Annotated in this window: 20 protein-coding genes and 2 pseudogenes; 5 read left to right on the top strand and 17 right to left on the bottom strand. The window is 51.2% G+C overall.

Features of this window, described 5'->3' with window-relative positions:
- Positions 1-173: 173 nt before the first annotated feature.
- Together ahr and ispE are read right to left on the bottom strand one after the other, a co-directional pair.
- Positions 174-1,175: an NADPH-dependent aldehyde reductase Ahr gene (gene ahr, locus AACR41_RS09310; protein WP_030006903.1), complete on the bottom strand. Its 1,002-nt coding sequence runs from the start codon at positions 1,173-1,175 to the stop codon at positions 174-176.
- 110 nt (positions 1,176-1,285) lie between these two features.
- On the bottom strand, positions 1,286-2,236 hold the full coding sequence (ispE, locus tag AACR41_RS09305; protein WP_030006902.1) for a 4-(cytidine 5'-diphospho)-2-C-methyl-D-erythritol kinase: 951 nt from the start codon (positions 2,234-2,236) through the stop codon (positions 1,286-1,288).
- 195 nt (positions 2,237-2,431) lie between these two features.
- On the opposite strand from ispE, the gene AACR41_RS09300 reads away from it, so the two are divergent.
- From AACR41_RS09300 to AACR41_RS09290, 3 genes are read left to right on the top strand one after another with little or no spacing between them, the layout of a single operon-like run.
- Positions 2,432-3,841: a slr1306 family protein gene (locus AACR41_RS09300; RefSeq protein ID WP_030006901.1), complete on the top strand. Its 1,410-nt coding sequence runs from the start codon at positions 2,432-2,434 to the stop codon at positions 3,839-3,841.
- Positions 3,842-3,893: 52 nt separating this feature from the next.
- Positions 3,894-4,916: a DUF2325 domain-containing protein gene (locus AACR41_RS09295; RefSeq protein WP_012308010.1), complete on the top strand. Its 1,023-nt coding sequence runs from the start codon at positions 3,894-3,896 to the stop codon at positions 4,914-4,916.
- Between the two features lie 7 nt (positions 4,917-4,923).
- Positions 4,924-5,916 carry a glutathione S-transferase family protein gene (locus AACR41_RS09290; RefSeq protein WP_030006900.1) on the top strand — a complete coding sequence of 331 codons (993 nt, stop codon included), beginning with the start codon at positions 4,924-4,926 and terminating at the stop codon, positions 5,914-5,916.
- 3 nt (positions 5,917-5,919) lie between these two features.
- Here AACR41_RS09290 and AACR41_RS09285 read toward each other — a convergent pair whose 3' ends face one another.
- The 6 genes from AACR41_RS09285 to trmD all read right to left on the bottom strand — a co-directional run bounded on the left by AACR41_RS09285 (position 5,920) and on the right by trmD (position 12,177).
- Positions 5,920-7,002 carry a hypothetical protein gene (locus AACR41_RS09285; RefSeq protein WP_152550991.1) on the bottom strand — a complete coding sequence of 361 codons (1,083 nt, stop codon included), beginning with the start codon at positions 7,000-7,002 and terminating at the stop codon, positions 5,920-5,922.
- A gap of 116 nt (positions 7,003-7,118) precedes the next feature.
- Entirely contained in the window at positions 7,119-7,349 is a 231-nt protein-coding gene (locus AACR41_RS09280; RefSeq protein WP_030006898.1) for a DUF3134 domain-containing protein, read from the bottom strand.
- Positions 7,350-7,440: 91 nt separating this feature from the next.
- Positions 7,441-8,196, bottom strand: coding sequence for an MBL fold metallo-hydrolase (locus AACR41_RS09275; RefSeq protein ID WP_030006897.1), 756 nt, complete (start codon positions 8,194-8,196; stop codon positions 7,441-7,443).
- Positions 8,197-8,247: 51 nt separating this feature from the next.
- A complete protein-coding gene (locus AACR41_RS09270; protein ID WP_030006896.1) occupies positions 8,248-10,599 on the bottom strand; it encodes an HD family phosphohydrolase in 2,352 nt (783 codons plus the stop codon).
- A gap of 73 nt (positions 10,600-10,672) precedes the next feature.
- On the bottom strand, positions 10,673-11,464 hold the full coding sequence (locus tag AACR41_RS09265; protein ID WP_339367633.1) for a hypothetical protein: 792 nt from the start codon (positions 11,462-11,464) through the stop codon (positions 10,673-10,675).
- 2 nt (positions 11,465-11,466) lie between these two features.
- Positions 11,467-12,177, bottom strand: coding sequence for a tRNA (guanosine(37)-N1)-methyltransferase TrmD (trmD, locus tag AACR41_RS09260; RefSeq protein ID WP_030006894.1), 711 nt, complete (start codon positions 12,175-12,177; stop codon positions 11,467-11,469).
- Between the two features lie 232 nt (positions 12,178-12,409).
- On the opposite strand from trmD, the gene AACR41_RS09255 reads away from it, so the two are divergent.
- Together AACR41_RS09255 and cphA are read left to right on the top strand one after the other, a co-directional pair.
- Positions 12,410-13,249 carry a cyanophycinase gene (locus AACR41_RS09255; protein WP_012308002.1) on the top strand — a complete coding sequence of 280 codons (840 nt, stop codon included), beginning with the start codon at positions 12,410-12,412 and terminating at the stop codon, positions 13,247-13,249.
- A 205-nt stretch (positions 13,250-13,454) separates the two neighbouring features.
- Positions 13,455-16,148 (top strand): cyanophycin synthetase, encoded by a 2,694-nt coding sequence (gene cphA / locus AACR41_RS09250; RefSeq protein WP_030006893.1) that lies wholly within the window; start codon positions 13,455-13,457, stop codon positions 16,146-16,148.
- A 50-nt stretch (positions 16,149-16,198) separates the two neighbouring features.
- Here cphA and pheA read toward each other — a convergent pair whose 3' ends face one another.
- The 9 genes and pseudogenes from pheA to AACR41_RS09205 form a co-directional block, all read right to left on the bottom strand.
- Positions 16,199-17,077 (bottom strand): prephenate dehydratase, encoded by an 879-nt coding sequence (gene pheA / locus AACR41_RS09245; RefSeq protein WP_030006892.1) that lies wholly within the window; start codon positions 17,075-17,077, stop codon positions 16,199-16,201.
- A gap of 42 nt (positions 17,078-17,119) precedes the next feature.
- Positions 17,120-17,407, bottom strand: a complete 288-nt coding sequence (locus AACR41_RS09240; protein ID WP_030006891.1) for a hypothetical protein — start codon at positions 17,405-17,407, stop codon at positions 17,120-17,122.
- A 30-nt stretch (positions 17,408-17,437) separates the two neighbouring features.
- A complete protein-coding gene (locus AACR41_RS09235) occupies positions 17,438-18,658 on the bottom strand; it encodes a M20 family metallopeptidase (RefSeq protein WP_030006890.1) in 1,221 nt (406 codons plus the stop codon).
- A 249-nt stretch (positions 18,659-18,907) separates the two neighbouring features.
- On the bottom strand, positions 18,908-19,171 hold the full coding sequence (psaK, locus tag AACR41_RS09230; RefSeq protein WP_012307997.1) for a photosystem I reaction center subunit PsaK: 264 nt from the start codon (positions 19,169-19,171) through the stop codon (positions 18,908-18,910).
- Positions 19,172-19,319: 148 nt separating this feature from the next.
- Entirely contained in the window at positions 19,320-19,865 is a 546-nt protein-coding gene (locus AACR41_RS09225) for a DUF2854 domain-containing protein (protein WP_030006889.1), read from the bottom strand.
- 58 nt (positions 19,866-19,923) lie between these two features.
- Positions 19,924-20,867 (bottom strand): annotated as a pseudogene (locus AACR41_RS09220) (AAA family ATPase).
- The gene (locus AACR41_RS09215; RefSeq protein WP_012307994.1) at positions 20,848-21,843 is read right to left on the bottom strand and encodes a bifunctional riboflavin kinase/FAD synthetase; all 996 of its coding nucleotides are present in this window, start codon (positions 21,841-21,843) and stop codon (positions 20,848-20,850) included. Before AACR41_RS09215 ends, AACR41_RS09220 begins: the two are co-directional and overlap by 20 nt.
- A gap of 41 nt (positions 21,844-21,884) precedes the next feature.
- Positions 21,885-22,796, bottom strand: coding sequence for an MBL fold metallo-hydrolase (locus AACR41_RS09210; RefSeq protein ID WP_030006888.1), 912 nt, complete (start codon positions 22,794-22,796; stop codon positions 21,885-21,887).
- A 227-nt stretch (positions 22,797-23,023) separates the two neighbouring features.
- Positions 23,024-23,676, bottom strand: a pseudogene (locus tag AACR41_RS09205) (lysophospholipid acyltransferase family protein).
- Positions 23,677-23,947: the final 271 nt, after the last annotated feature.

The following is a 23,947-nucleotide window of genomic DNA, read 5'->3' as shown; positions in this document are numbered from 1 at the left end:
ACTCCAAAGATCAGCGATTTAACTTGAATAAGACTTTCAAATATTGGTGCAAGTATGACGACTAGATATTCTAGATTCGTGCATATGACTATTCCTATAGTGCTGCGTGATCTAGGGATCCTGATAGTGTAGGTTCCCGAACCTGTGGGGACGGTTTTGGGTCGCAAAATGGGTCAGCGACAAAGCACGATTCGGTAATGGGCCTCGCCACTTTTTAGGTGGGCGATCGCCTGGTTGACGTCTGCAAATTTGAAGGTTTCGATTTTGGGCTGAATCTTGTGCAGTTTGGCAAATTCAAGCATTTTGGCGATGGTGGCGGGGCTACCGACGGGGGAGCCAGAGATTGAACGCTGTTGCATGATTAGGGCAAAGACGTTGATATCGAGGGGATCGAGGGCGGCACCAACGAAATGTAAGCGTCCATGGGGTTTGAGGGTGCTGAGATAGGCATTCCAATCGAGTTTGACATTGACAGTCGAAATAATCAGATCAAATTGACCCGCAGCGGCGGCGATCGCCTCTGGATCACGAGAATTGAGGGTATGGTGGGCACCAAGCTCAAGGGCTTCGGTAATTTTTGCTTCGCTGGAGGTAAAGGCCGTCACTTCACAACCCCAGGCATTGAGGAACTGCACCGCCATGTGACCCAAGCCACCAATACCGATCACAGCGACTTTGGAAGTGGGTTGGATGCCGTATTGGACGAGGGGGTTAAAAACAGTGATGCCGCCACAAAAGAGAGGGCCAGCGGCTTCTAGGTCAATGCCTTCGGGAATTGGCACCACACTATTGGCCGCCGCTCGGACTTTTTCTGCAAAACCACCATGGTGACCAACAATAGTCCCTTGGGCCGTGGCACAAAGATTCTGATCGCCTGTGGTGCATTGGGGACATTCATTGCAATAGCCTGCATGCCAACCGAGGCCGACGATTTGCCCAACGCTGAGATTTTTGACGTTTTCCCCGACCTTGGCGATCGCCCCGACGACTTCATGGCCAGGAACCAGGGGATATTGGGTCATGCCCCACTCATTACCGATCATGCTGAGGTCACTGTGACAAATGCCGCAGTATTTCACCTCAATTTCTACCTGATCTGGCAGTAGCGCACCGGGGTCATACTCAAAGGGTTGTAAATCACCAGAAGGTTCATGGACAGCAAAGGCTTTAATCATTGGCATGGCGAGATTTTTTGGGTAATGGTCACTCTTTGCAGTGTGCCACAATTTTTTTCGCGCTGGCGTTTCGGGCGGGTGACAACCCAAGGATTTCAATGAAGCAAAACTTAACGGCAGTCGGCTTGGATGCCGGGGCTGGCAATGTGCGTCACCCAAAGATCGAGGGCTGGGTCGTTTAATTCTTGGGCAACTTGGACTTTGAGGGCTTGGGCTTGGGCGAGGGTTTCGCAGAGGGCAAACACACTGGGGCCGGAGCCCGACATCATCGTGCCGATCGCCCCGTGTTTGGTAAAGCAGTCACGCAGTTGTTGCACCTGGGGAAATTCGGGTAAAACGACTTTTTCGAGATCGTTGTGGAGTTCATGGGCGATCGCCTGGATATTTTTTTGTTGAATGGCTTTGATCAGGCCGCCGGCATGAATTTGTGTCATGCGGGTATGCCAACTCGCCGCATCTTGTAAATAATGCTCCCCAAATTGGGCGCGGTAGGTTTGGTAGGCCCAGGGGGTAGAAACAGCAATGTTGCTGTATTTTGCGAGGACAATCGGGATGCCATCGAGATCGGGCAATGGGTCTAAAATTTCTCCCCGTCCGGTGGCGATCGCCGTCCCTCCACCAATGCAAAAGGGCACATCTGAACCTAATTCTGCTGCTAAGGTTTGTAATTCCGGTTGGGTTAACCCTAAATCCCAGAGCAAATTTAACCCCACCAATACCGCTGCGCCATCCGTTGACCCCCCAGCCAGTCCCGCCGCCACGGGGATATTTTTTTCGATGGTAATGTCAACTCCACCACCCACCCTGGCATAGGTATCCGCAAAGCGCATCATCATTAACTGGGCGGCTCGGTAGGCAATATTGCTGGCGGTGAGGGGGACTTCGGGATGCTGGCAATAGAGATTAATATCGCCACTGCGGTTTTGTCGCACCTCAATCCGATCGTATAAGCCAATGGTCTGCATCACCATCACCAACTCATGGAACCCGTCGGGGCGATCGCCCAAAATTTCCAGGTAGAGATTAATTTTTGCGGGGGCAGTCAGAAGATAGGCGGACATCACACAGTACCAAGCAGTAAATCGAGACCATTATCTAGTTTCCCTTGTTTTTTTGGAAATCCCTCCCAATATGAGCCAAGCTTGACCCTTAATATTTCTTGAAAGATCCCTGGCGATCGCCCCCTACCCTTAAGGGCCAGCACCTTTCGCAGTAGCATAGATAGACGAATTGTTGTATGTGGCGGGGTAAAAACAATGCAAAAACCCATTCTTGTTGGCGGTTTAGGTTTAGCCTTATTTTTCGCAGTTTTGGGTCGCTGGCAGGGCAATATTTTTGACCTTGGGGAATGGTTATTTTGGGGGGCGATCGCCTGGGGCGGCCTCCTGCTTTGGCAGAAAAAACAACCCCAACACCCCCAGGACAATCCCCAAAATCCCCTTAAACGAAAAGACGTTGACCAAGCCATTGCAAACGCCCAACAGTGGGTGATGGCGCTCCAGCAAGAAGTGCCCGATCAAGATTTCACAACCCTCAGGCAAACCCTGGATAACCTCAATCAAGAATTTCAACGGGACCACTTCACCGTGGCGATCGCCGGTGGCCGGGGCACTGGAAAAACAACTCTTCTTCAGCAGCTCCAAGCCACCGCACCAACTTATATCCTCCAGGAAACACCGCCCCTATTTACCGACCTCGCCAGCTATGACCAAGCGGCCCAAAACCAAGTCTTTGCCGCCGACCTGGTGATTTTCCTGGTGAATGGGGATCTGATGGCCTCCCAATGGCAAACCCTCAACCATTGGCACCAGGCTCGCCAAACAATCCTCATCGCCTTTAATAAGCAAGATCAATATCAGCCGGAGCAACGGGAATTGATCCTGAACCAACTGCGGAACCATTGTCAGCCGGCGATCGCTCCCCAAAATATCCTCCCCATCACCGCCGCACCCCAGGCCATCAAAGTTAAAAAAATCCAAGCCGATGGCACCGCCACCGAGCATTTTGAACGTCCTGATCCGGTCGTTGCCCCCCTACAACATCAACTCCAAACTCTCCTCAGTCAGCCCGAAACCCAACAACAACTGCTCTGGTCAACCATCTGGCGCACCGCACGGCTCACCCAGCACAATGCCAAGCAAACCCTCAATCAATTCCGACGGGAACGGGCTTTACCGATCCTCGAAAAATATCAGTGGTTGGCGGCTGGGGCGACCTTTGCCAATCCCGTCGCTGCTTTAGATTTACTCGCCACGGCAGCCGTAACAGGACAAATGATTATGGATGTGGGAGCGGTCTATCAACAGCGTCTTTCTCTGGGTCAGGCCCAGGCGATCGCCACCACCCTCGGCAAACAAATGATCCAACTTGGCCTTGTGGAACTCTCCACCCAAGCCGTCGGCGGGATGCTCAAAACCAACGCGATCACCTATCTTGCTGGGGGTGCTGTCCAGGGGGTCAGTGCCGCCTATCTAACCCACATTGCGGGGCTGAGTTTAATCCAGTATTTCCAAGAACAAAACCCCCAAACTGCCTCTGAATCTCTTAATTTCGAGAAACTCGGCCAGATTCTTAAGCGAGTTTTTGAGCAAAATCAGCGATCACAATTTTTCGGGAATTTCGTGAAAGGCACCCTAAATCGCCTATCCCCCCAAACGATTAGCTAAGATCTATAGCTAGCCCAAAAAATCATAAAATTCATAACCCCCCTAAATTCCCATGGATATCGAACTCGAAAACCTAGAGGCCTCCGTTGAAAATTTGTTATCTGCGGCGAAGACCCACCTCGAAGAAAAAAAATTACAGCAGCAGCGGGACGAACAATACCAAGATATTGTGCGCCAACGGGAAGCAAAACTGCACCCCCTGCTCAAAAAAGTCGAAGAGATGATCAGCACCTACCGGGCGGAGGGATATCATCATGCCGACATAATTCAACAATTACAAGAAAAAGCCGATGATATTCGCCGTGAAATAGCAGAAATACCCGAAAAGGCCACAGAAATTGTCGATGCCCAGCTTGTTCTCCGGGAAGAAAGACTTTTAGAAGAAAAAGCGCGGGAAAAAGTCCAACGCTGGCAGTCGGATCTCCGGGACGATCTGCTCGATATGATCTTTGAACAACAAGACTTTTTTAGTGCCACCGATGCGGCGATCGCCATCAAAGGCTATGTGGATGACCTCAAGGAAATAGGTTCCCTCGAAGAAGTGGTTGACGCCCTAATTAACCAAATAAACGAACACAGCGAAGAAGGCCCCGTGGCGCGACTGCGGGGAACCCATGAACAAACCCTAAACTTTATCTATAACAAAGCCCTCGAAAACCGTTCCCGTACAGAACACCACCCCAATATTCAACCCAAATCCCGCCACCGCAAATCGGATAAACGCCCGGAACTGTATGCAGACTTAGTTGGAAAAGTCTTAGTTTTTGGTGGACATGATCGCCTCCAAACCGCTGTAAAGAATCGCCTGCGCAGTTCCCAGGTGGAATTGCAATGGTATAGCGAACAGGATGGTCTACAACTTTCGGCCCAGGGGGAAGCCCAGGTTACCAATGTTGACCTCATTCTCATTATCACGGGCTACGCTAGCCATTCCATGACGGAGCGGGCCATGGAAGCCTGTAAAAAAGCAGACAGAAAATATGAAATTATCAACACCACAGGCATGACCAGGGTGCTAGAAGCCATCGAAGCAGGACTCAAAACCCAACAATTGGCGCAACTCTGGAATAAGTAATCGCTCTATGGCAGTTCCCCCGAAGTTTCTGATTCAAACGGCACAATTTGTTTGGCATCGCCTGTGGCAAACCCTGATGTCTCAATTGGCCCCCAGCGACCCAACGGGCAATTTTCAGCGGGTTGAGAGTCAATTTCGCCATTGGGTCGGTTCTGAAGAGTTTCCGCCAGAGCCAAACCGTTATCGACTCTACATTGGCCTTACTTGTCCCTGGGCGCACCGGACAGCCATTACCCGCATCCTCAAGGGTCTAGAGGACGTTGTGGATCTGAGTGTGGCGATCGCCGATGTGTCAGTGGGAGGCTGGCGTCTGGAAAATGACCCCACGGGCTGCCGCAGCATGAAAGAGCTTTATCAATTGGGCCAGGCGGGTTACAGCGGCCGCTGTTCTGTACCAGTGCTGTGGGATTGCCAAACTTACCAGGTCGTCAATAACGAGAGTGCAGAGATTATTGTGATGCTCAATGATGCCTTTAATCGGTTTGCGAAATTCCCAGAGCGAGACTTATACCCAGAACCATTACGACCAGAAGGCGATCGCCTCAATGACCTCATCTATCACACTGTTAATAATGGCGTTTATAAATGTGGCTTTGCCCGCACCCAAGCCGCCTATAACCAAGCGGTCGAAGCTCTTTTTCAAACTTTGGATCAGTTAGACCAACGCCTAGGCGATCGCCGCTATCTTTTGGGCGACCAACTCACCCTCTGCGATATCCGCCTGTTTACCACCTTGATTCGCTTTGATCTCGTTTATCATGGCCTCTTTAAATGCGATCGCCGCCGCATCTGCGATTACAAAAATCTCTGGGGCTATCTACGGGATATCTATCAACTACCAGGTGTTGCTGCTACCTGCCCCCTCAAAACAATCCAGCAAGAATATTACAGTTCTTTATTTCCTCTCAATCCCAGCGGCATTATTCCCATTGGCATTGATCTTACTGAATTCCAAACTCCCCACCACCGCTCAGAAAAGTTCACGACAAAAGAAAATTAACTTCTATGCCGACTCGTTTCCTCGAAATCGTTGCGACTGTTCAGTATATTCTGTTCCTTGTCTAAAATAATTGGCTGTGGCAAAGAGCAAGAAACCCATGGAAAATAAAAATTCTGCAAATTCCTGTTCTCTTGTTGAAATTACCGCGAATGGTAAATTACCTGTTGCATATTGAATTTCTACCAGAATATAAATAATCATTGCCACGCCAAAAAAGGACAGCAAATAAGAACCAGGAATCAAGTATTTTAATTTTCTTGCCAATGCAGGACTATCTTTTTGGCGAATTAGCGCATAGAGAACACCCAAGGCGATTAGGGCACAAATCAGAATAATGCCATCGCCCCAATAATCATTTAGCCACACTAAATTGTGGAGAGTTAATTCTCCTTGAACATTATGTTCTTCAAAAAATTCTGGTAATTGCCAGCCAAACAAGCGTTGCCCCCAACTAACCTCTTCACCACCCACCACAAAAAAGCAAAAACTATAGAAGCAGTAGGCTCCCCCAAGAAAAAATTGCTTCTTCTGGAAAAAACAACGGGCAATTAAAATGCCGATGCCCGTGGCGATAAAAAAAGCAAATACGGTGCCATATTCAAATAAGCCACCTTCGCTATAAATTTGAGTGTAATCATCTGTATTGCCTAACGCTACTTTTAGAATCACAACAACGGCGACAAAAACGAAAGGCACTAATAATATTTTTGGCTTAGTCTCGTGCTTACGCATAATAATCCAATTTGACAGTCTGTTTTTAAGGTGTTTGTGCAAGCCAAACCATAAAACAGCACAACCAACAAGAATCGTTGCCCCTTGTCCCCAAGTAATATTCCACCCAGGATAAGATTCAAGCAATGGTGAAATTTGTAATAGTTGGGAAATAATTGCACCTAAGCCAAAAAGAATGCTGATGTTCTTAATGAGTACAAAAACATTTTGGAGTCGCTGTTCTAAGAAATCTTTAGGTGGAGTTGAATGTTTCATGGACAATTCAATGAAGCTTTTGATAGTTAGTGATTTCGGCGTGTTCTTTGCCAGAGGCTGCAATAAATTATTTATTTGCCGATAGGTGTACTTAACCATATCTTAAGAAGGTTAAGACGAAAACTTTAGACAAAAAAAATCCACAAGTCAGTTGTGGATCGAGATTGCCTTCTGATTTTCTTTGAAAATTGCTCAGGACAGGTCTTTTTTAAAGATTAATCGAGATCAGTATCGTCATCGTCGTCATCTTCTTCAAAGCCGTCTTCATCCATCAGCTCAGATAAGTCTTGATCGTCTGCCATCTCATCGATCAAGTCGTCTTTTTTCTCGCGGTAAATAATGCGACCGTTTTCTTCTAGCCATTCTAGTAATGATGTTTTTTGCTCGAGGGCAATCACGGAGGCAGGCGCGTATCGAGGTTCTTGGCGCAGGGAAGGATTTTTCATAGTCAAAACTAGGCGATCGCTACGGATATGTGAGCAGCTTTTTAGTATAGCTCATTCAGGATTCGGGCAGGACTTTAGATGGGGTTATTTTTTAAGCCAAAACCGTACAAGGACTCCCTGGCGTCGGCTCCAAAACCAGGGTGTCGGGTTGTTTTTCATGGAGCATCTGCTTAAAGTCAGCGACCGTACCTTGGGGTTTGAGGAATTTCATCACCAGCCCTTCAAAGTTGACATCTCCACCAGCGGCGGTGGGCAAAATGACCTGGGGTTTTAGCCATTCACAAACCAGTAGGGCACTGGCTTGACCTTTGATCACGGGGCCGAGGAGGGGCAGGGTGAGATTAATCAATGGCGTCACCACAACGTCAATCGGAGCATACTGCTTCAACTCCGGGGAATGGTAGCCGTGGGGTTCGTAATAGAGCGTTTGGCCAGTGCTGAGATCCTTGAGCAGGTAGCCATTTTCCAAAGTGGTTGGCCCCACCGGAGACCCTTTCAGAGCCAGAATTTCTAAATTATCAATGGTGTATTTCTGGTGATGCTCTAGGGTGTGGATGGTTTGATAACCTAGAGACTCCACGACCTTGGCCGCATTAGGGGAAGCGACAACGGGTAATGCGTGATCCAACTGCTCTAGGGTAGGTATGTGGGCATGGTCTGGTAGCCCTTGGGATAGGAGTATTAAATCTATATTTTTGGGAATGGGACGATCCTGGGGGCGATCGCCTTTAAATAACCAAGGCGTATTCCCAAACATCAACGAACCCACTAGCCAGGGATCGAGCAAAATACGTTTTCCGGCCATCTCAATGAGCCAGCTATTACTGTCGAGGTATGTCAATTCCATGGGTCAGCCTAGAGTACTTATTTACAGATCTTAACAATTTCTGTCCTGGGGTTAACGGCGAGACTCCAATACGGCCTGGGGATAAGCAATACGCTTATGGTTGTACTGCTCCCATACTTTTACAAAAACGTCCACAATGGACGGCAACTCATTTTTTGCAATGCCAGATTCTGCTAATTGACCATCTTGCCAACGGGCCCGAAATATACGATTGACCATAATTGCCGCCTGGTCTGGGGTCGCTTCTTTCAAGGAACGTAGGGCTGCTTCACAACTATCTGCCAGCATTACCACCCCTGTTTCCCTTGATTGGGGGATCGGGCCAGCATAACGGAATAACTGTTCATCCACACTGTCTGGGGGGTGGCCTTCTTTTTCGGCAAGGGCACGGGCCTGGTGATAAAAATACGAAATTTGCATCGTCCCTTGGTGTTCTGGGATGAAGTCACGGATTGCCTTGGGTAGCTTGTGTTTTTTGGCCATTTTTTCCCCTTCCGTTACGTGCTTGCGAATAATCTCGACGCTTTCATAGGGGCTGAGTTGGTCATGTTTATTGGGGCCACCCTGCTGATTCTCAATAAAGCCTTCGGGGTCGTGGGTCTTGCCAATGTCATGGTAGAGGGTTCCGGCGCGGATTAATTCCACATCACAGCCTAATTGGCGACCAGCAGCTTCGGCGAGGGAGGCGACAAATAGCGTGTGTTGGAAGGTTCCGGGGGTTTCTTTAGCAAGCTTGGCGAGCAGAGGACGATTCGGGTTGGAAAGTTCAGCTAAGCGAATGGGGGTTAGCAGTTCAAAGAAGCGTTCTAGATAGGGGGATAGTCCGAGGGCAATAATAATCCAGACGGTGCCAGAGAAGCCGAAAATTAATGCTTCTGGTAAGAGGACATACCAGAGGGTCTCGGCACTGGCACTGGCAATGAGATTCCAGGCGAGGCTGACGACAGCTTGCATGGCCCCAATGGTGAAGCCAAGGCTGGCTTGTTCTTCGCGCGATCGCAATTTACCACTCTGTTGGGCGGCAATGATTCCGCCGACGGTGGCCGCAATGAGGTGATCCCATTTGATGTTTTCGTTGCTAATGCCCGTAATCCCGGATAAGAGGGCCACTTGGGTGATCGCAATGTGGGGATGGTAGAGGCTACCGGTGAGTAATCCGACGGCTGGTAAGTTGTTGTTGTAGGGAAATTTTGTTAGGCCCAGGAGGGGGGTACTCAGGCTAATGAGCAGCAGCAGCACCCAATCACGCCGCCGTAGGTTTTTCTTGGTTTTGGTAACGACAAGGATGGTTATGGCAACGCCACCGCTAACCAGGAGCGCATAACCGCCGAGACCCAACCAGTTAATTTGGCGATCGCTGAGGCCAAAGCCATCGAGTAGCACAAAATCTTCTTGGCTAATTTGCTCTCCCTTGGTGACAATGACCTCGCCCGAATCAATGCTTACAACGACGGGTTCTACGGCGAGGGCCGCCTGTTCGGAACGGCGTTTGGTTTCTTCGCGGTCTTCGATCAGGTTGGGTCGCAGGGTTTGGCTTAAAGTGTCGATGGCAAAGGCGCGCCCGGATCTATCGTTTTCGAGTTGTACCTGGATAGTTTCTTGGAGGAGGCTTGGGGAAATGCCTGGGGGAATCCCTTGGGTCAGAATGCGATCGCCAGCCTGGAGAATATCATTACGGACTTGCTCCCATTCTGCGTCAGACAGGCGGAGTAAAAAGGTTTGGTGGGTTTGAAACAGGTCAGTGTTAAAGGTGGTTTGGGCTTCAGCGATCGCCTGTTGATAGCCTTCCCGGGCCACCATGATCGTCGTGATCACCCTTTGCACTGCCGCAGGGCCAGCTCCCCCAGCATAGGCGTAGAGTTCCCGGCTTGGGGTCGCCAAATTTGCATCTGTGGGCAGCAGGGTATCAAGGGGCGGCAGGGGAGAGATTTCGAGTTGATCGGCGATCGCCAACACCGTTTCCCATTGGGCAGCGCTGGCTTGGCGGAGTGTTGTTTGGCTTGGAATCGATAAAATTTGGGGATCGAGAAAGGGAAATTCGCCAGAAATGGTACGGACTCGACTAATGTCATCGAGGAGGGTTTTGAGGTCTTGCTTGATAGTGGGCGTAACTTCTGGATCTCGCTTCAAACTAGGGATTGCACCCTGGCGAATTTCCTGGCGTTTTGCCTCAGTGGTCTTGGTATCCTCAAATTCACCATCGCTGGGAGCCGTGATCGTCTTCGGGGCAATGGTATCCACCGCCAGTTGCGGCTGGTTATAGAAGCGATCGCCAATCACGCTAGTCAAGGATGTAACCGCCACCACTGCCAATACCGAAGCAGAAAGTTGACTAGGCGATTTCCGCCGGGTGGGAGATTGCCCTTGGCCCCGATGCTGTTTGGAATTAGACCAAAAATTCATATGCAAATTGAAAAAAGATGCGATTCATTCAGACGTCCACCCAGTGCAGAAAGATGCAATCGATCGCGGGATGCTAAACAAGGTGGCGTTGGGAAATAAGTTGAAGCTGGGGACGAGATTGGAGAACGGACTGACTTGCAATAAGGGGTACCTGCTCCAACTGTAACTGATTTTCTGGGGGAAGTCCCGACCAGCGGCTCCAAAACTGTAAGACTTGGGTTTCCATTGCCTCTAAATCATGATGTAGCCGTAAACATAGGGGTAAATGGCGATCGCCCCGGAGGACACCGACAAAAATGGCGACCCAAAGGCTGATAATACTCGATTCTGACCGGACTAGGGCGAAACTCTCTGACCAACGCCCGTCACCATAGGCGATCGCCCCATAGATTAGCAAAAGTTGTCGCGTTGCCTGATCAAGCTGTTTTTCGGCCCGAATCGTCCGACTGAAGCTTGTCCAGTTCTGTTGGGGAGTCCAGGGGGATGGTAGTAGTGTGCCGACTGGAGAATCTTGCGCGATGTGGGTGCGGAATGTCCCAGGGGTGAGTTTTTCTCGGAAACAAGCACTCAAGGCCGCGGCCAAATCCAACACCATAGGGTACTGCGCCGGGGGCAGGTCAAATTTTCCCAGGCGATCGCCTAAATCCTGGGGATCTTCATGGCAAAACACCAACAGTGGCAACAACAAAAACGCATTTTCTAAGGGCTCTTCGGTAAACGGGGGCCGCCAACTGCCCGGTGTTCCGGTTTCGCTGTATTGGTTCATCAGGGCCTGCATTGAAAGGAGCAGGGGCGAGGTGTCATGGCCCTCAAATTGGCTGGCGATCGCCAACATCATGCCCAATAATCGGTGATAAAGACTCACAATCATTCCTGAACCTCCCCCTCGGAAGCCTGCCACGCCTCCCAAAGATCCGGTCGTCGGGCCTGGGTGCGTTGGATTTGCTGGGCCAAACGCCATTCCGCAATTTTTTGGTGATTACCAGACCGCAAGACCGCCGGTACTTCCCACTCCCGAAACTTGGCCGGGCGCGTATATTGCGGATAGTCCAACAGCGGCACCTGAAAACTATCGGCTTTCAGGGATGCTTCTTTGCCCACCGTGCCCGGCAGTAGGCGAATCACACCGTTGAGCAACGTTAACGCCGGAATTTCGCCACAGGTCAAGACAAAATCGCCCAAGGAAATTTCCCGGGTCACCAAATGCTCCCGCACCCGCTCATCGACCCCTTCATAATGGCCGCAGATTAGAACCAACTGGTCATAGGTGGTTAATTCCGCCAAAAGTTGTTGGTCGAGCCGTTGTCCCTGGGGCGTCATCAAGATCACTTCCCGCTTAGGTTGCACGGGTAAAGACTCGACTGCGGCGAAGAGGGGTTCTGGTTTTAATAACATCCCCGCACCGCCCCCATAGGGTTCATCATCAACGCTCCGGTGTTTATCGGTGGTGAAATCCCTGGGATTAGTGAAGTTAACGGTGGCAATGCCTTTCCCTAAAGCTTTTCCCAGGAGGCCGGACTGGAGCGGCGAGGTAAAAAAATCCGGAAAAAGGGTCACAAGATCGAAATGTAAAGCCATAGAAAAAGGGGGAGTGAAAGTGATGGTTTTTTGACCTAAAAAAGAATAATCAGCTAATTTGAGAATGACAAGGACTATGCAATAATTGTGGGGATTTTTCTGGATTTCTCTGGTTCTTTTGGTAAGGGTTCAGACCGCAGGAATCTGGTCAATGGCTCGGCCCCCATGGTGGCTTCACCAAGTGCAAACGGATCTGGAATTTCGCCTCTCACCTGTCCTCAAGATTAAACTAATGCCGTCAGAAACTTCTCTTGCTCAGCAAACTTCTTTTAAGAGTTCCATCCTTGTCATTGGGGGAGCGGAAGATAAGGTTCATGGTAAGGAAATTCTCGCTTCGTTTTTCCGACGGTCTGGGGGCACTGGGGCGGCGATCGCCATTATTCCATCGGCATCCCGCGAACCGTTACTGATTGGCGATCGCTACCAACGGATCTTTGAGGATATGGGCGTCGCAAAGGTTAAGGTCTTAGACGTGCGCGATCGCATCCATGCTGAAGATCGCTATTACCAAGAATTTGTTGAAGATTGTACTGGCGTCTTTATGACGGGCGGCGACCAGCTTCGCCTTTGTGGTCTACTTGCAGATACGCCATTGATGGAACGCATCCGTCAACGAATTCACAGCGGCGAAATCACCCTCGCTGGCACGAGCGCCGGGGCCGCGGTGATGGGCCACCATATGATCGCTGGGGGCAGTAGCGGCGAATCTCCCAACCGGGGTCTGGTGGATTTGGCCATGGGCCTGGGGATGATTCCAGAAATTATCGTCGATCAGCATTTTCACAACCGCAATCGCATGGTGCGTCTCCTGAGTACGATCGCCGTGCATCCAGACCGCCTGGGGATCGGCATTGACGAAGATACGGCGGCGGTCTTTGAACAGGAAGGGTACTTAGAAGTCCTGGGCCGGGGGACAGTCACCATTGTTGATGCCCAGGATTTGACCCACACAAATCAGTCCCGTGTCGATACATCAGAACCGCTGAGTCTCCACAATTTGCATTTGCATATCCTCTGCCATGGCGATCGCTACGACCTCAAAAACCATCGGCCAATGTCCGGAAACCTTTAAATGATGGTCACTAACCGACAAATAATCCACGAACAAATTGTCCTAGAATAATTAGCAATTCTAGGGCGATCGCCAAATGTCATACTCCAGTTCACCATTTCCCCTTGACAGGCCACTGCTGCGGATAGCATTGGTCTAACGCCGCTTATCGTCCACCCAGCGGCATTTGCGCCCAGCCCCACCAGACTTTCAACCACGCCAACCTATGAGAATCCTCAAGACCCTAACCCTCAGAGGCCCCAATTATTGGAGTATTCGACGCAAAAAGTTGATCGTCATGCGTCTCGATCTCGAAGAAATTGCGGAAATCCCCTCCAACGAAATTAGCGGATTCTACGAAGCTCTCAGCGAAACCCTCCCGAGTCTCGTCGAACACCACTGCTCCCCCGGTTGCCGGGGTGGTTTTTTAAGCCGTGTCCGGGAAGGAACTCTCATGGGTCACATCGTGGAACATGTCGCCCTCGAACTCCAAGAATTAGCGGGTATGCCCGTTGGGTTTGGTCGCACCCGGGCCACTGGCGATCATGGTGTCTACAATGTCGTTTTTGAATATATTTATGAACAAGCCGGACGTTATGCCGGACGGGCCGCCGTACGCCTCTGTCAATCCATCCTTGATACTGGGCGCTATTCCCCCAAAGAACTAGAGCAGGATCTCGCCGATCTCAAAGATCTCTGTGCCAGTTCAGCCCTCGGCCCCAGTACCGAAACCATCGTCAAAGAAGCCGAATCCCGTGGGATTCCCTGGTCATTGCTCAGTGCCCGTTCCATGATTCAACTGGGCTATGGCCTACATCAGCGACGACTGCAAGCCACCCTCAGCAACCAATCTGGCATTTTAGCCGTTGAATTAGCCTGTGACAAAGAAGGCACCAAAAATATCCTGGCCGATGCGGGTGTCCCCGTGCCCCGTGGTACCGTGATTCGCTATTTAGATGACCTTGAGGATGCCATTGAAGATGTCGGTGGCTATCCCATTGTGATTAAACCCCTCGATGGTAACCATGGCCGTGGCATTACCATTGATATCAAAACCTGGGCCGACGCAGAACACGCCTACGATCTCGCCAGTGAAGCCTCAAAAACCCGCTCCGTCATCGTAGAACGTTACTACAAAGGCAGTGACCATCGGGTATTGGTTATTAACGGTAAGCTCGTTGCTGTCTCCGAACGGGTACCAGCCCATGTGGTCGGGGATGGTCACTCAACCATTGAAACCCTCATCGAAGAAACAAACCGCGATCCAAACCGGGGCGACGGCCATGATAATGTCCTCACTCGCATCGTCATCGACCAAACAGCCCTGAAGGTGCTCGATCGCCAAGGCTTATCCCTGGATACCGTACTCCAGGACGGAGAAATTGCCTATTTGCGAGCCACGGCGAACCTCAGTACCGGGGGCATTGCCGTTGATCGTACCGATGATATCCACCCCTACAATGTGTGGCTCTTTGAGCGGGTGGCCAAAATTATTGGCTTGGATATTGCCGGGATTGATGTGGTTACTGAAGACATTACTCAGCCCCTCCCCGATACCGATGGGGTGATTGTGGAGGTCAATGCGGCTCCTGGTTTTCGGATGCACGTGGCGCCAAGCCGTGGTTTACCCCGAAATGTGGCGGCCCCAGTACTGGATATGCTCTATCCTGATGGTGCCCCCAGCCGGATCCCCATCATTGCCCTGACGGGAACCAATGGCAAAACTACCACTACCCGTTTAACGGCCCATATCTATCGCCAAACGGGAAAAGTCGTGGGCTATACCAGCACAGATGGGGTTTACATCGGTGACTATCTCGCCCAAAAGGGTGATAATACTGGCCCCCAAAGTGCGGCGATGATTCTCCAAGACCCAACGGTGGAAGTGGCCGTCCTGGAATCAGCCCGGGGCGGTATTTTACGGGCTGGTTTAGCCTTTGATCGCTGTGATGTAGGAGTCGTCCTTAATGTCGCAGCAGATCACCTGGGTCTAGGGGATATCAATACCATTGAGCAAATGGCCCAGGTCAAGGGCGTGATTGCTGAAACAGTCAGTCCCGATGGCTATGCGGTTCTGAATGCGGATGATCCCCTCGTTGCCGCCATGGCCGAAAAGGTGCGGGGCAAGGTCACTTATTTTTCGATGCAGCCAGATAATCCCTTGGTTTTAGAGCACATACGACGGGGTGGACTGGCGGCGGTTTATGACAATGGTTATCTGACGTTGTTAGAAGGAGAATGGAAGCTACAGGTGGAGCATGTGAAGCACGCGCCGGTGACAATGGGGGGCATGGCTCCGTTTATGATCGCCAATGCCCTCGCTGCTTGTTTGGCCGCCTTTGCCCAGGGCGTTGATATTGAACATATTCGCCAGGGGTTACGCACCTTTAAGCCTTCGGCAGCCCAGACCCCAGGACGGATGAACCTTTTTGATTTGGGAACGCACCACGCGCTGGTGGACTATGCCCATAATCCGGCGGGTTATGAGGCCGTTGGTGCCTTTGTGAAAAACTGGCCCGGCGAACGAATCGGGGTGGTGGGTGGCCCTGGCGATCGCCGCGATGAGGATTTAATTTTGTTGGGGCGCATTGCCGCTGCGGTTTTTGACCGAATTATCGTTAAAGAAGACGATGACAAACGGGGCCGCCACGCAGGGGAAGTGGCAGATTTAATCCGCCAGGGGATTCAAGAAGAAAATCCCAATTGCCAATACGAAACCATTCTTGATGAACAACGGGCCTTGAATATTGCCCTCGATGAAGCGCCCCAAGAGGCTCTGGTGGTGATTTTCCCCGAAAGTGTGACCAGGGCGATCGCCATGATTGAGCAGCGCCTACCCAGCCAAACTAACCCTGGCCTGAATGGAACGGCGACTGTCTCGTCCGAAGCTCCGGTGAATTCTCCCTCCATCGCTAGTTAAGGGGTCGTTTGTCTGTAACTCACCTATTTTTCAAACAAAAAACGAGCATCCTACACCTGGAGATCAGGGGCGGGCGTTGCCCCTAGGGAAACTAAAGGAATCGTGCGGTAGTTGCCGAGGATTTTTAAAATTTCTGTGTGGGTCTGGAGTTCCGTCAGGGCTGCCTGAACATCGGGATTTGTAAGACAACCATCGAGATCGACAAAAAATAAATATTCCCCCAGGGAGCGTTTCGTGGGGCGCGATTCAATGCGGCTGAGGTTAATTTTGCGGCGGGCAAAGACCTCTAGGGCACTCACGAGAACCCCAGGAATTTTTGCGGGCAGGGTAAAGGCAAGGGAAATCACATCCCCAGCCGTCTGGACGTCCTTCCCTAAAACCCAAAACCGGGTGCAATTTTGCGGAAAATCACCAATGGCATCTACCACGATGGGTAAGTGGTAAAGATGTGCTGCCCGGGGCGCGGCGATCGCCCCTAGGTGAGGATTGTCCTTGAGGCTACCCAAGACCGCCGTGGTTGAATTCGCTTCAATGAGCGCCGCATGGGGCAGATGTTTTTCCAGCCACCGTTGACATTGGGCCAAGGCCTGGGGGTGGGAGCGGACTTCTTTGATCTCGCTAAAGTCTGGGGCGAAGGAAATTAGGGCATGGTGAATGGGCAGAATAATTTGATGGCAGATGGATAAAGGGTGCAATTCCCAGACCAAATCTAAGGCGATCGCCACCGACCCTTGAATCGAATTTTCCACCGGGATCACCGCTAATTGCACCTCATCGTGGGCGAGGGCATACAAACTCTGGGCAATGCTTTGGCAGGGTACCAGATCCACAGCCGGCGATTGTTCCCGCTGCAACCATCCTTGATAGGTCTGTGCCGCTGCTTCGGCGTTGGTGCCCGCTGGCCCAAGGTGAGCAATTTTTATGGTCATACCCGACGATCAATCTGCGAATGTTTCCAATCCTACCAATTTTTAAGGGCGTTGCCGCTGTCGTGGTCGCGTCGTCCACCAGATCATCGCCCCACTGGCCAGGAGCAAAAGCAAGCCCAGGGCATTGAGAAAAGGATAGATCACCTCTAAATTCACAGGGCCAAAATGTCCCCGGTGGAGCTCTAACAACCAATAAAAATCCGCCGTATTGCCCGTCAAAGAAGCCACTTGAAACAGGGATCCCGTCAACACCGTAATCAACAGAGGCGCGACCATAATCGGCACAAGGCGGCGGTGGATTTGACGGAGATCGCGTTGGGGAAAAGCCATAGCTGCTGTTACCTCGAAAAATAATCCCCTCTATTGTGGGATGTTTTCCAGAGATTGGTGGCTTGGGGCCGGGGCTGTGGCTTGGAAATATTTGTGGGCCGTGTAGGCGAGGGTAACGACCCCTGTCAGAATTGCGCTTTCATCAATGTCAAAGAGGGGATGGTGCAGGGGATAGTTCAAGCGGTTTTGGTGGCCGACCCCCAAGCGAAACATCGTCCCGGGGAGATTTTCGAGGTACATGGAAAAATCTTCGGCCCCCAGGGAAGGCTCCGGCAAAATTTCTACATGGCGATCGCCCAGAGCTTCCCGACTCGCCTGTTCAAGGATTTTCGTCAAACCGGGATCATTTTGCACTGAAGGCACCCCCCGCTGGTAGTTGACCTTATATTTCGCGCCGTAGGTATTGCAGATATTGGCGACAATATTTTCAATCCATTGGGGTAAATCCGCATGGGTTTCTGGGTGGAGCGATCGCACGGTGCCAGTCATGTGTACTTCATCGGCGATGACATTGGCGGCCCGGCCCCCGTTAATTTTGCCAATGGTGAGGACGATGGGTCGCAGGGGATTTTGGGTGCGGCTGATCGACTGTTGTAGGGCCGTGACCACCTGGGCAGCAATCCAAATCGCATCAATGGCTTGGTGGGGTCGCGCCCCATGGCCCGATTCACCGTAGATAAAAATTTCTAAATCATCGGCGGCAGCCGTGAGGGCACCATAGCGAATCCCAATGTTTTTAGCGGGAATGGTCGGGAAAACGTGTAAGCCAATCACCCCATCGATCCCCACCAAGGCACCGTCATCAACCATCCATTTCGCCCCCTGGGCAATTTCTTCGGCAGGCTGAAATAAAAAACGAATATTACCGGCGATCGCCTCCGGGAGTTGGGCCAAAACCATCGCTGCCCCCAGACCCACCGTTGTGTGTACATCATGGCCGCAGGCGTGCATCACCCCCATGCGGGTAGAAGCGTAATCTAATTTTGTACATTCTTGGATTGGCAGCGCATCCATATCGACCCGGATCCCTAGGGTGCGCGGATCGGTGCCTTGGCCCCGGAGGTTACCAACCACCCCTGTTTTTCCCACGGACTCCTGTACCGCAATGCCGCAGGAAGATAAAACCCCAGACACATAGGCCGCTGTCTGTTGCTCCTCGCCGCTGAGTTCGGGGTGGGCGTGGATATGGCGACGGATTTCAATTAAACGGGGCGCTAAGGTTTCGGCAAGGCTTTTAATTTCGGCGAGCATAGGGGCGGTCAACTTTGGACTGGCAGTTGCAATGGAGGTTTAGCCTTTTATTTTAAAACAGCTAATTTGCTGGCGTTGCTCGGAGTTGTTGCTCACTGACGGCGATCGCCCCTGGATTTTTTAAACCACCCCCACAACAAAAATCCCCAGAAAAACTCCGGGGATCCAACAACCTTCTCCAAAACAAAAGACAAAACGACGAATTTTAAATAATGACAAGCTCAAATCAAACCAGCAAACACAGGTTTCTTAGATGGCACCCATGCTACCTAGGCCGAGGATCACCCCAACACCGAGGATATGTCCGAAACTCGTGGTTGCTAAGAGCGCAGGGAGACCCATGCCACCGAACATATCAGGCATCGGCAATTCGGGGCCTTCGGAGGGGTGCTTAATGGTGGCTTTCCCAATGGCGATCGCCAAAACATTGCAGATCACCATCACAACGGCGACTTTGGGGCTCCAGGCCATGGTGGTGGGCACAGCAGCGGCAACGGTAAGGGCAAGGGACATAAATCTTGACTCCTAAATAACGATTAAATAAATTTTGGATTTTTTAGCGTAATTGTCCCTAGTTTTGCCCAAAGCTGAGCCTTTGCTTTATTTCCTTTGCAATACTTAGCAACATCGTAAAGTTTTATAAATGGATCGCCCCCATCGGCTACTCAGCACGAATCAATGCCAGTTCAATTTCATCTTCTGTGGGTTGGGCGATCGCCGCCGTCACGTTGGGGCCAAAAAACCGTTCAATTTTCTCCTGGCGGGTCTGCCAATCTTCTAGGGAAAATAACGGCGACTTAAATTCCAGTACCAACGCATAGCGTCCTTCCCGGGATTCCTCGCGGATGTGGTGTAATAGAGGCCGTTCCTCGTCCGTCGGGCTTAATCCTAAGCGTTCTAGGGCATCATCTAAATGACAATCTTGACCATAGCGATACCGGGTCACATCTTTTCTGATTTGCTGTTGAGTTGCCGTTGCTTGGCTGTCCCGCAGTGCTTCTAATTCCGGTGAAAGCGCTTTGCTGTAGGCGATCGGTTTAATTTCCGCTGCCTTGAGGGCCAACCCGCCCAAAAGAATCGGGATGCCGTAGAACATCCCCGCCAAATTTAAGGTGGCATTACCAAAGCCATAGGCCGCGAAACCCACCACCGAGAGAATACCTCCCACCACTAAACCCACACTACCCAGGGAAATTTTGCCGAACATCCAGTTGCCCCATTAATCCTAAAAAACACAAAACGTTACTAATCTTAACATGGTGATTTTAGGTCGTCGGCAAACTGTAATCACTATTGGGCGTGGAAGGGTCAGTAATTGTCGCCACCAAAGTCTTGATCACGTCCTTCGCGCCTTTGCCCCCGGTGACAATCACCCGATGGGCTAAAACAAACGGTGCAAGGTATTTGATGTCATCGGTCGTAATGAAATCTCGATCCGCCAAGAACGCATAGGCCTGGGCCGCCCGTTGGAGAGCCACCGTGCCCCGGGGACTCACCCCCAGAATAATCCCTTCGTAATTGCGAGATTTTTGGACAATTTTGACGATATATTCCTGGATCGATTTTTCGACGTGGATTTGATTCACAAGACTTTGGAGCTCACGCATCTCCTCTAGGGAAATACAGGGCTTGAGTTCCTCTGGAGCAATGCGGGATTGGTGGAGTTGGAGCATATCTACCTCCTCAGAAAAGCCGGGATAGCCGAGGGTAAGCGAAAGAATAAAACGATCCATCTGGGCTTCTGGGAGCGGAAAGGTGCCCTGGTATTCGATGGGGTTCTGGGTCGCAATCACGAAAAAAGGTTTAGGCACTTTACGGGCTTCACCATCGACGGTCACCTGTTGCTCTTCCATCACCTCAAGAAGTGCGGACTGGGTACGGGGGTGGCCCGATTAATTTCGTCGGCGAGGAGGACATTGGCAAACACAGGGCCGGATAAAAATTCAAATTCGCGACTACTGGGGTTCCAAATATTGGTGCCTGTAATGTCACTGGGCAAGAGATCGGGGGTGCATTGAATCCGCTGAAAGCGGCCATTGACGGAACGGGCGAGGGATTTTGCTAAGAGGGTCTTGCCAACGCCGGGGACGTCTTCGAGGAGCACATGGCCGCCACTTAACATCGCCACAAGGACAAGACGAATGGCATCCTCTTTACCGACGATGGTTTTCGAGAGGTTATCGGTGAGGTCACGAATGCGTTCTTTCATGCTGATTGGAGGTGGTGGTGAGCAGGGTACGGGCGCGATCGCCATCCTGGTGAATTTGATTTTGGAGGGCCTGGAGGGAGGCAAATTTTTGTTCTGGACGCAGGTAATGGAGGAGATCCACCTTCAGGTTGGCCCCATAGAGATCCTGGTGATAATCCAAGAGGTGCACTTCCACCGTCGGCAGGGCAGTGGTTGTGACCGTGGGACGACACCCAATGTTTAGTATGCCCCATTGGGCGGTGGGCAAAACATCGCTGGTGACTTGCACCGCATAGACTCCGTATTTCGGTAAAAATTTCGTCGCTTCTCCCTGGAGATTGGCGGTGGGAAAACCGATTTGACGGCCTAATTTTTGACCATGGGTTACGGTGCCTTGGAGGGAATAGGGACGACCGAGGAGTTGATTTGCGTATTGAATTTGTCCCGTCGCCAGGGCTTCGCGAATGGCAGAACTGCTAATTCTTGTTTCGGCTTCCCGGCACAGGGGCGTGATATGAACATCGATCCCAAAGCTTTTGGCGATCGCCTGGAGATCGGTGGCACTGCCACTCCGCCCCCGACCAAAGGAAAAATCACTCCCGACACTAATGGACTGGGTTTGTAACTGTTTGACGAGGATTTCGGCGACAAACTCCTGGGGAGAGAGGGCCGCGAGTTCCCGATCGAAGGGGAGTAACACCAATTGTTCGATCCCAAACTGCGCCAGAAAGGCTTGTTTCTCCGGGAGGGGCGTGAGGAGATGTTGGGGGTTCCCAGAGAAAAACTCCCGGGGGTGGGGGTCAAAGGTGACAACGGTGGCGTGGATTTTAGGAGAATTTGAAAGGCGATCGCCCACCACAACCCCTTGGGACAGCGCCCTTGCTTGGGTAACCGCCGGGGCAATGACCCGCTGGTGTCCCCGGTGAACCCCGTCAAAATTGCCCAGGGCAATGCAAGTGGGTGTTAACGCTTCAGTTGTTGATGAGATTACCCGCACGCTTTACAGTCCGAAACATTTGACCGTATTTTATACCGATATCAGACGGATAGTGCTTGGGCCGACCCAGGCAGCCCAGGATTTCTTTCTCCGGAGGCTTGCAAAATAATGGTTTTTCCTTCTTGGGCGATCGCCGTTTGGGGAAAAATAGCCTGGGCCGCTGCTTGGACGCCATCGAGGAAATCATCACCATGGCTTGGATTATGGTGAAACAAAATTAATTGCTTAACGTTGGCGGCCTGGGCCACCTTCACCGCCTCTTGCCAGGTACTATGGCCCCAGCCCACTTTGCTATGGCGCGGATCATGATATTCCTCGTCTGTGTAAGTCGCATCCATGATTAATACATCGGCTCCCTGGGCGAGCCGTAGCACTTGATCATCGAGGCGATCGCCGTAATGTTCCGTGTCTGTGATGTAGGCGACCCCCAAACCCTGCCAGTCCACTCGATAACCCACCGCGCCACCGGGATGATTCAAAGGCCCATTGGTGACTCGTACTTCTCCGAGGGACACCGTTTCCCCCAGAGCCAAGGCAACAAAATTTAACTCCGCCCGCATCACCTGGAGAGGCACCGGAAAGTTGGGATGGAGCATTTGGTCATGGAGCCGTTTTTGAATCGAGATCTCGTCGTCCGCAGTGACGCCATAGATATTAAAACGATTTTGCGGCTGAAAAGCGGGCGTAAAAAAAGGAAACCCCTGGATGTGATCCCAATGGGAGTGGGAAAAAAATAAATGGGCAGCAATCGGTACCGATTCAGCGACCAACGCTTCACCCAGCAGGCGCAGTCCCGTACCGCCATCAAAGATTAGGCGTTGATTTCCCGCACACATTTCTACACAGGAGGTGTTGCCCCCGTAGCAGACGGTTTCTCGTCCGGGACAAGGAATACTGCCACGCACCCCCCAAAACTTGATCTTAAATTCCGTCTGGGTCTGGGCCTGGGCCATGGCTCGTAAATATTACGTGAACATTAAATGAATTGACGTGGGAAGGGGGTCTTGCCTGAGATCGTTGGTTTTTGGCGATGCTAAGACTGCCCTAGGGCTTCGATGCGGCTAGCATTTCTATTGGTAAAACAAGCAAGATAGTAAGAATAGCTACCGTTAGACTAACAAATCCTGCCATCGATTTAGGGGGTTTGCATCACTTACGTGGTGTGATTTGGATCACCAGATTAACGACCTAGGTGGTGCAGTTGATTAATAACCTCGGTACAGGTTTGGGTTACTTGGTTCAGGGATTCTTTTTTCACGGCTGGGGGGGGGGCGATCGCCTCACCAATGCGCACGGTTAAAGGTACCGATTGGGGCATTTTTTTCCCTTGACTAAAATTTTCTCAGTGCCCCAAAGACTGATTGGCAGGAGAGGCACCTGGGCTTTTGCCGCAATGAGGGCTGCACCAGGTTTAGGATCGGTGATCGTACCGTCTGGAGTCCGGGTTCCCTGGAGAAAAATACCTACACCCCAACCTTGTTCGAGGGCTTTGATCGCCGCGCGGATCGCCCCCCGATCCCCGGCCCCCCGCTTCACTGGGTAAGCGCCATAGAGGGCGATCGCCTGCTTGAGAATTGGCACCTGAAATAATTCTTCCTTCGCCATAAAAGCCACCGGACGACAGAGGCAATTGGATAAAATCGGTGGGTCAAAGTTACTGGCATGGTTACTCACCGCGATAAATGGCCCCTCCCTGGGCACATGTTCAACTCCATACACCCGGCCCCGAAAATACGTCCGAAACACCGGGTTCACAAAGCCCCATTTAAAGGCACGGTAAAGAATCAGGCTACTTAAAGGTTCCCTGGCGCGGGGAGATTCTAACTCAGGCATGGTGAAACAAGCGGTGAAACAACGGATTTGATCAGTCGATATTACCGCGATCGCCGGATCGATACCTAGACTCTCGGGACGAATTCAGAGAATTCTCTCCTTCGTGACCTGTGGTGATGGAATTCCTGATGATTTGTCGAGTTTTGCCCATTGGCTTTCGTCTTGGCCCCAAGCGTTATTTTGTAGCTTAAAGAACTTAATTTTTTCTTAAGATTCTTTTGGGGATCCAGAAACACTTTTAAGAATAAGGTTTCATATCAAAAATTGTTAC

Origin of the sequence: Picosynechococcus sp. NKBG042902 (assembly GCF_963864045.1) — a bacterium.
In the GTDB taxonomy this organism is placed as follows: domain Bacteria; phylum Cyanobacteriota; class Cyanobacteriia; order Cyanobacteriales; family MRBY01; genus MRBY01.
This window is presented reverse-complemented; position numbering and strand designations above follow the sequence as displayed.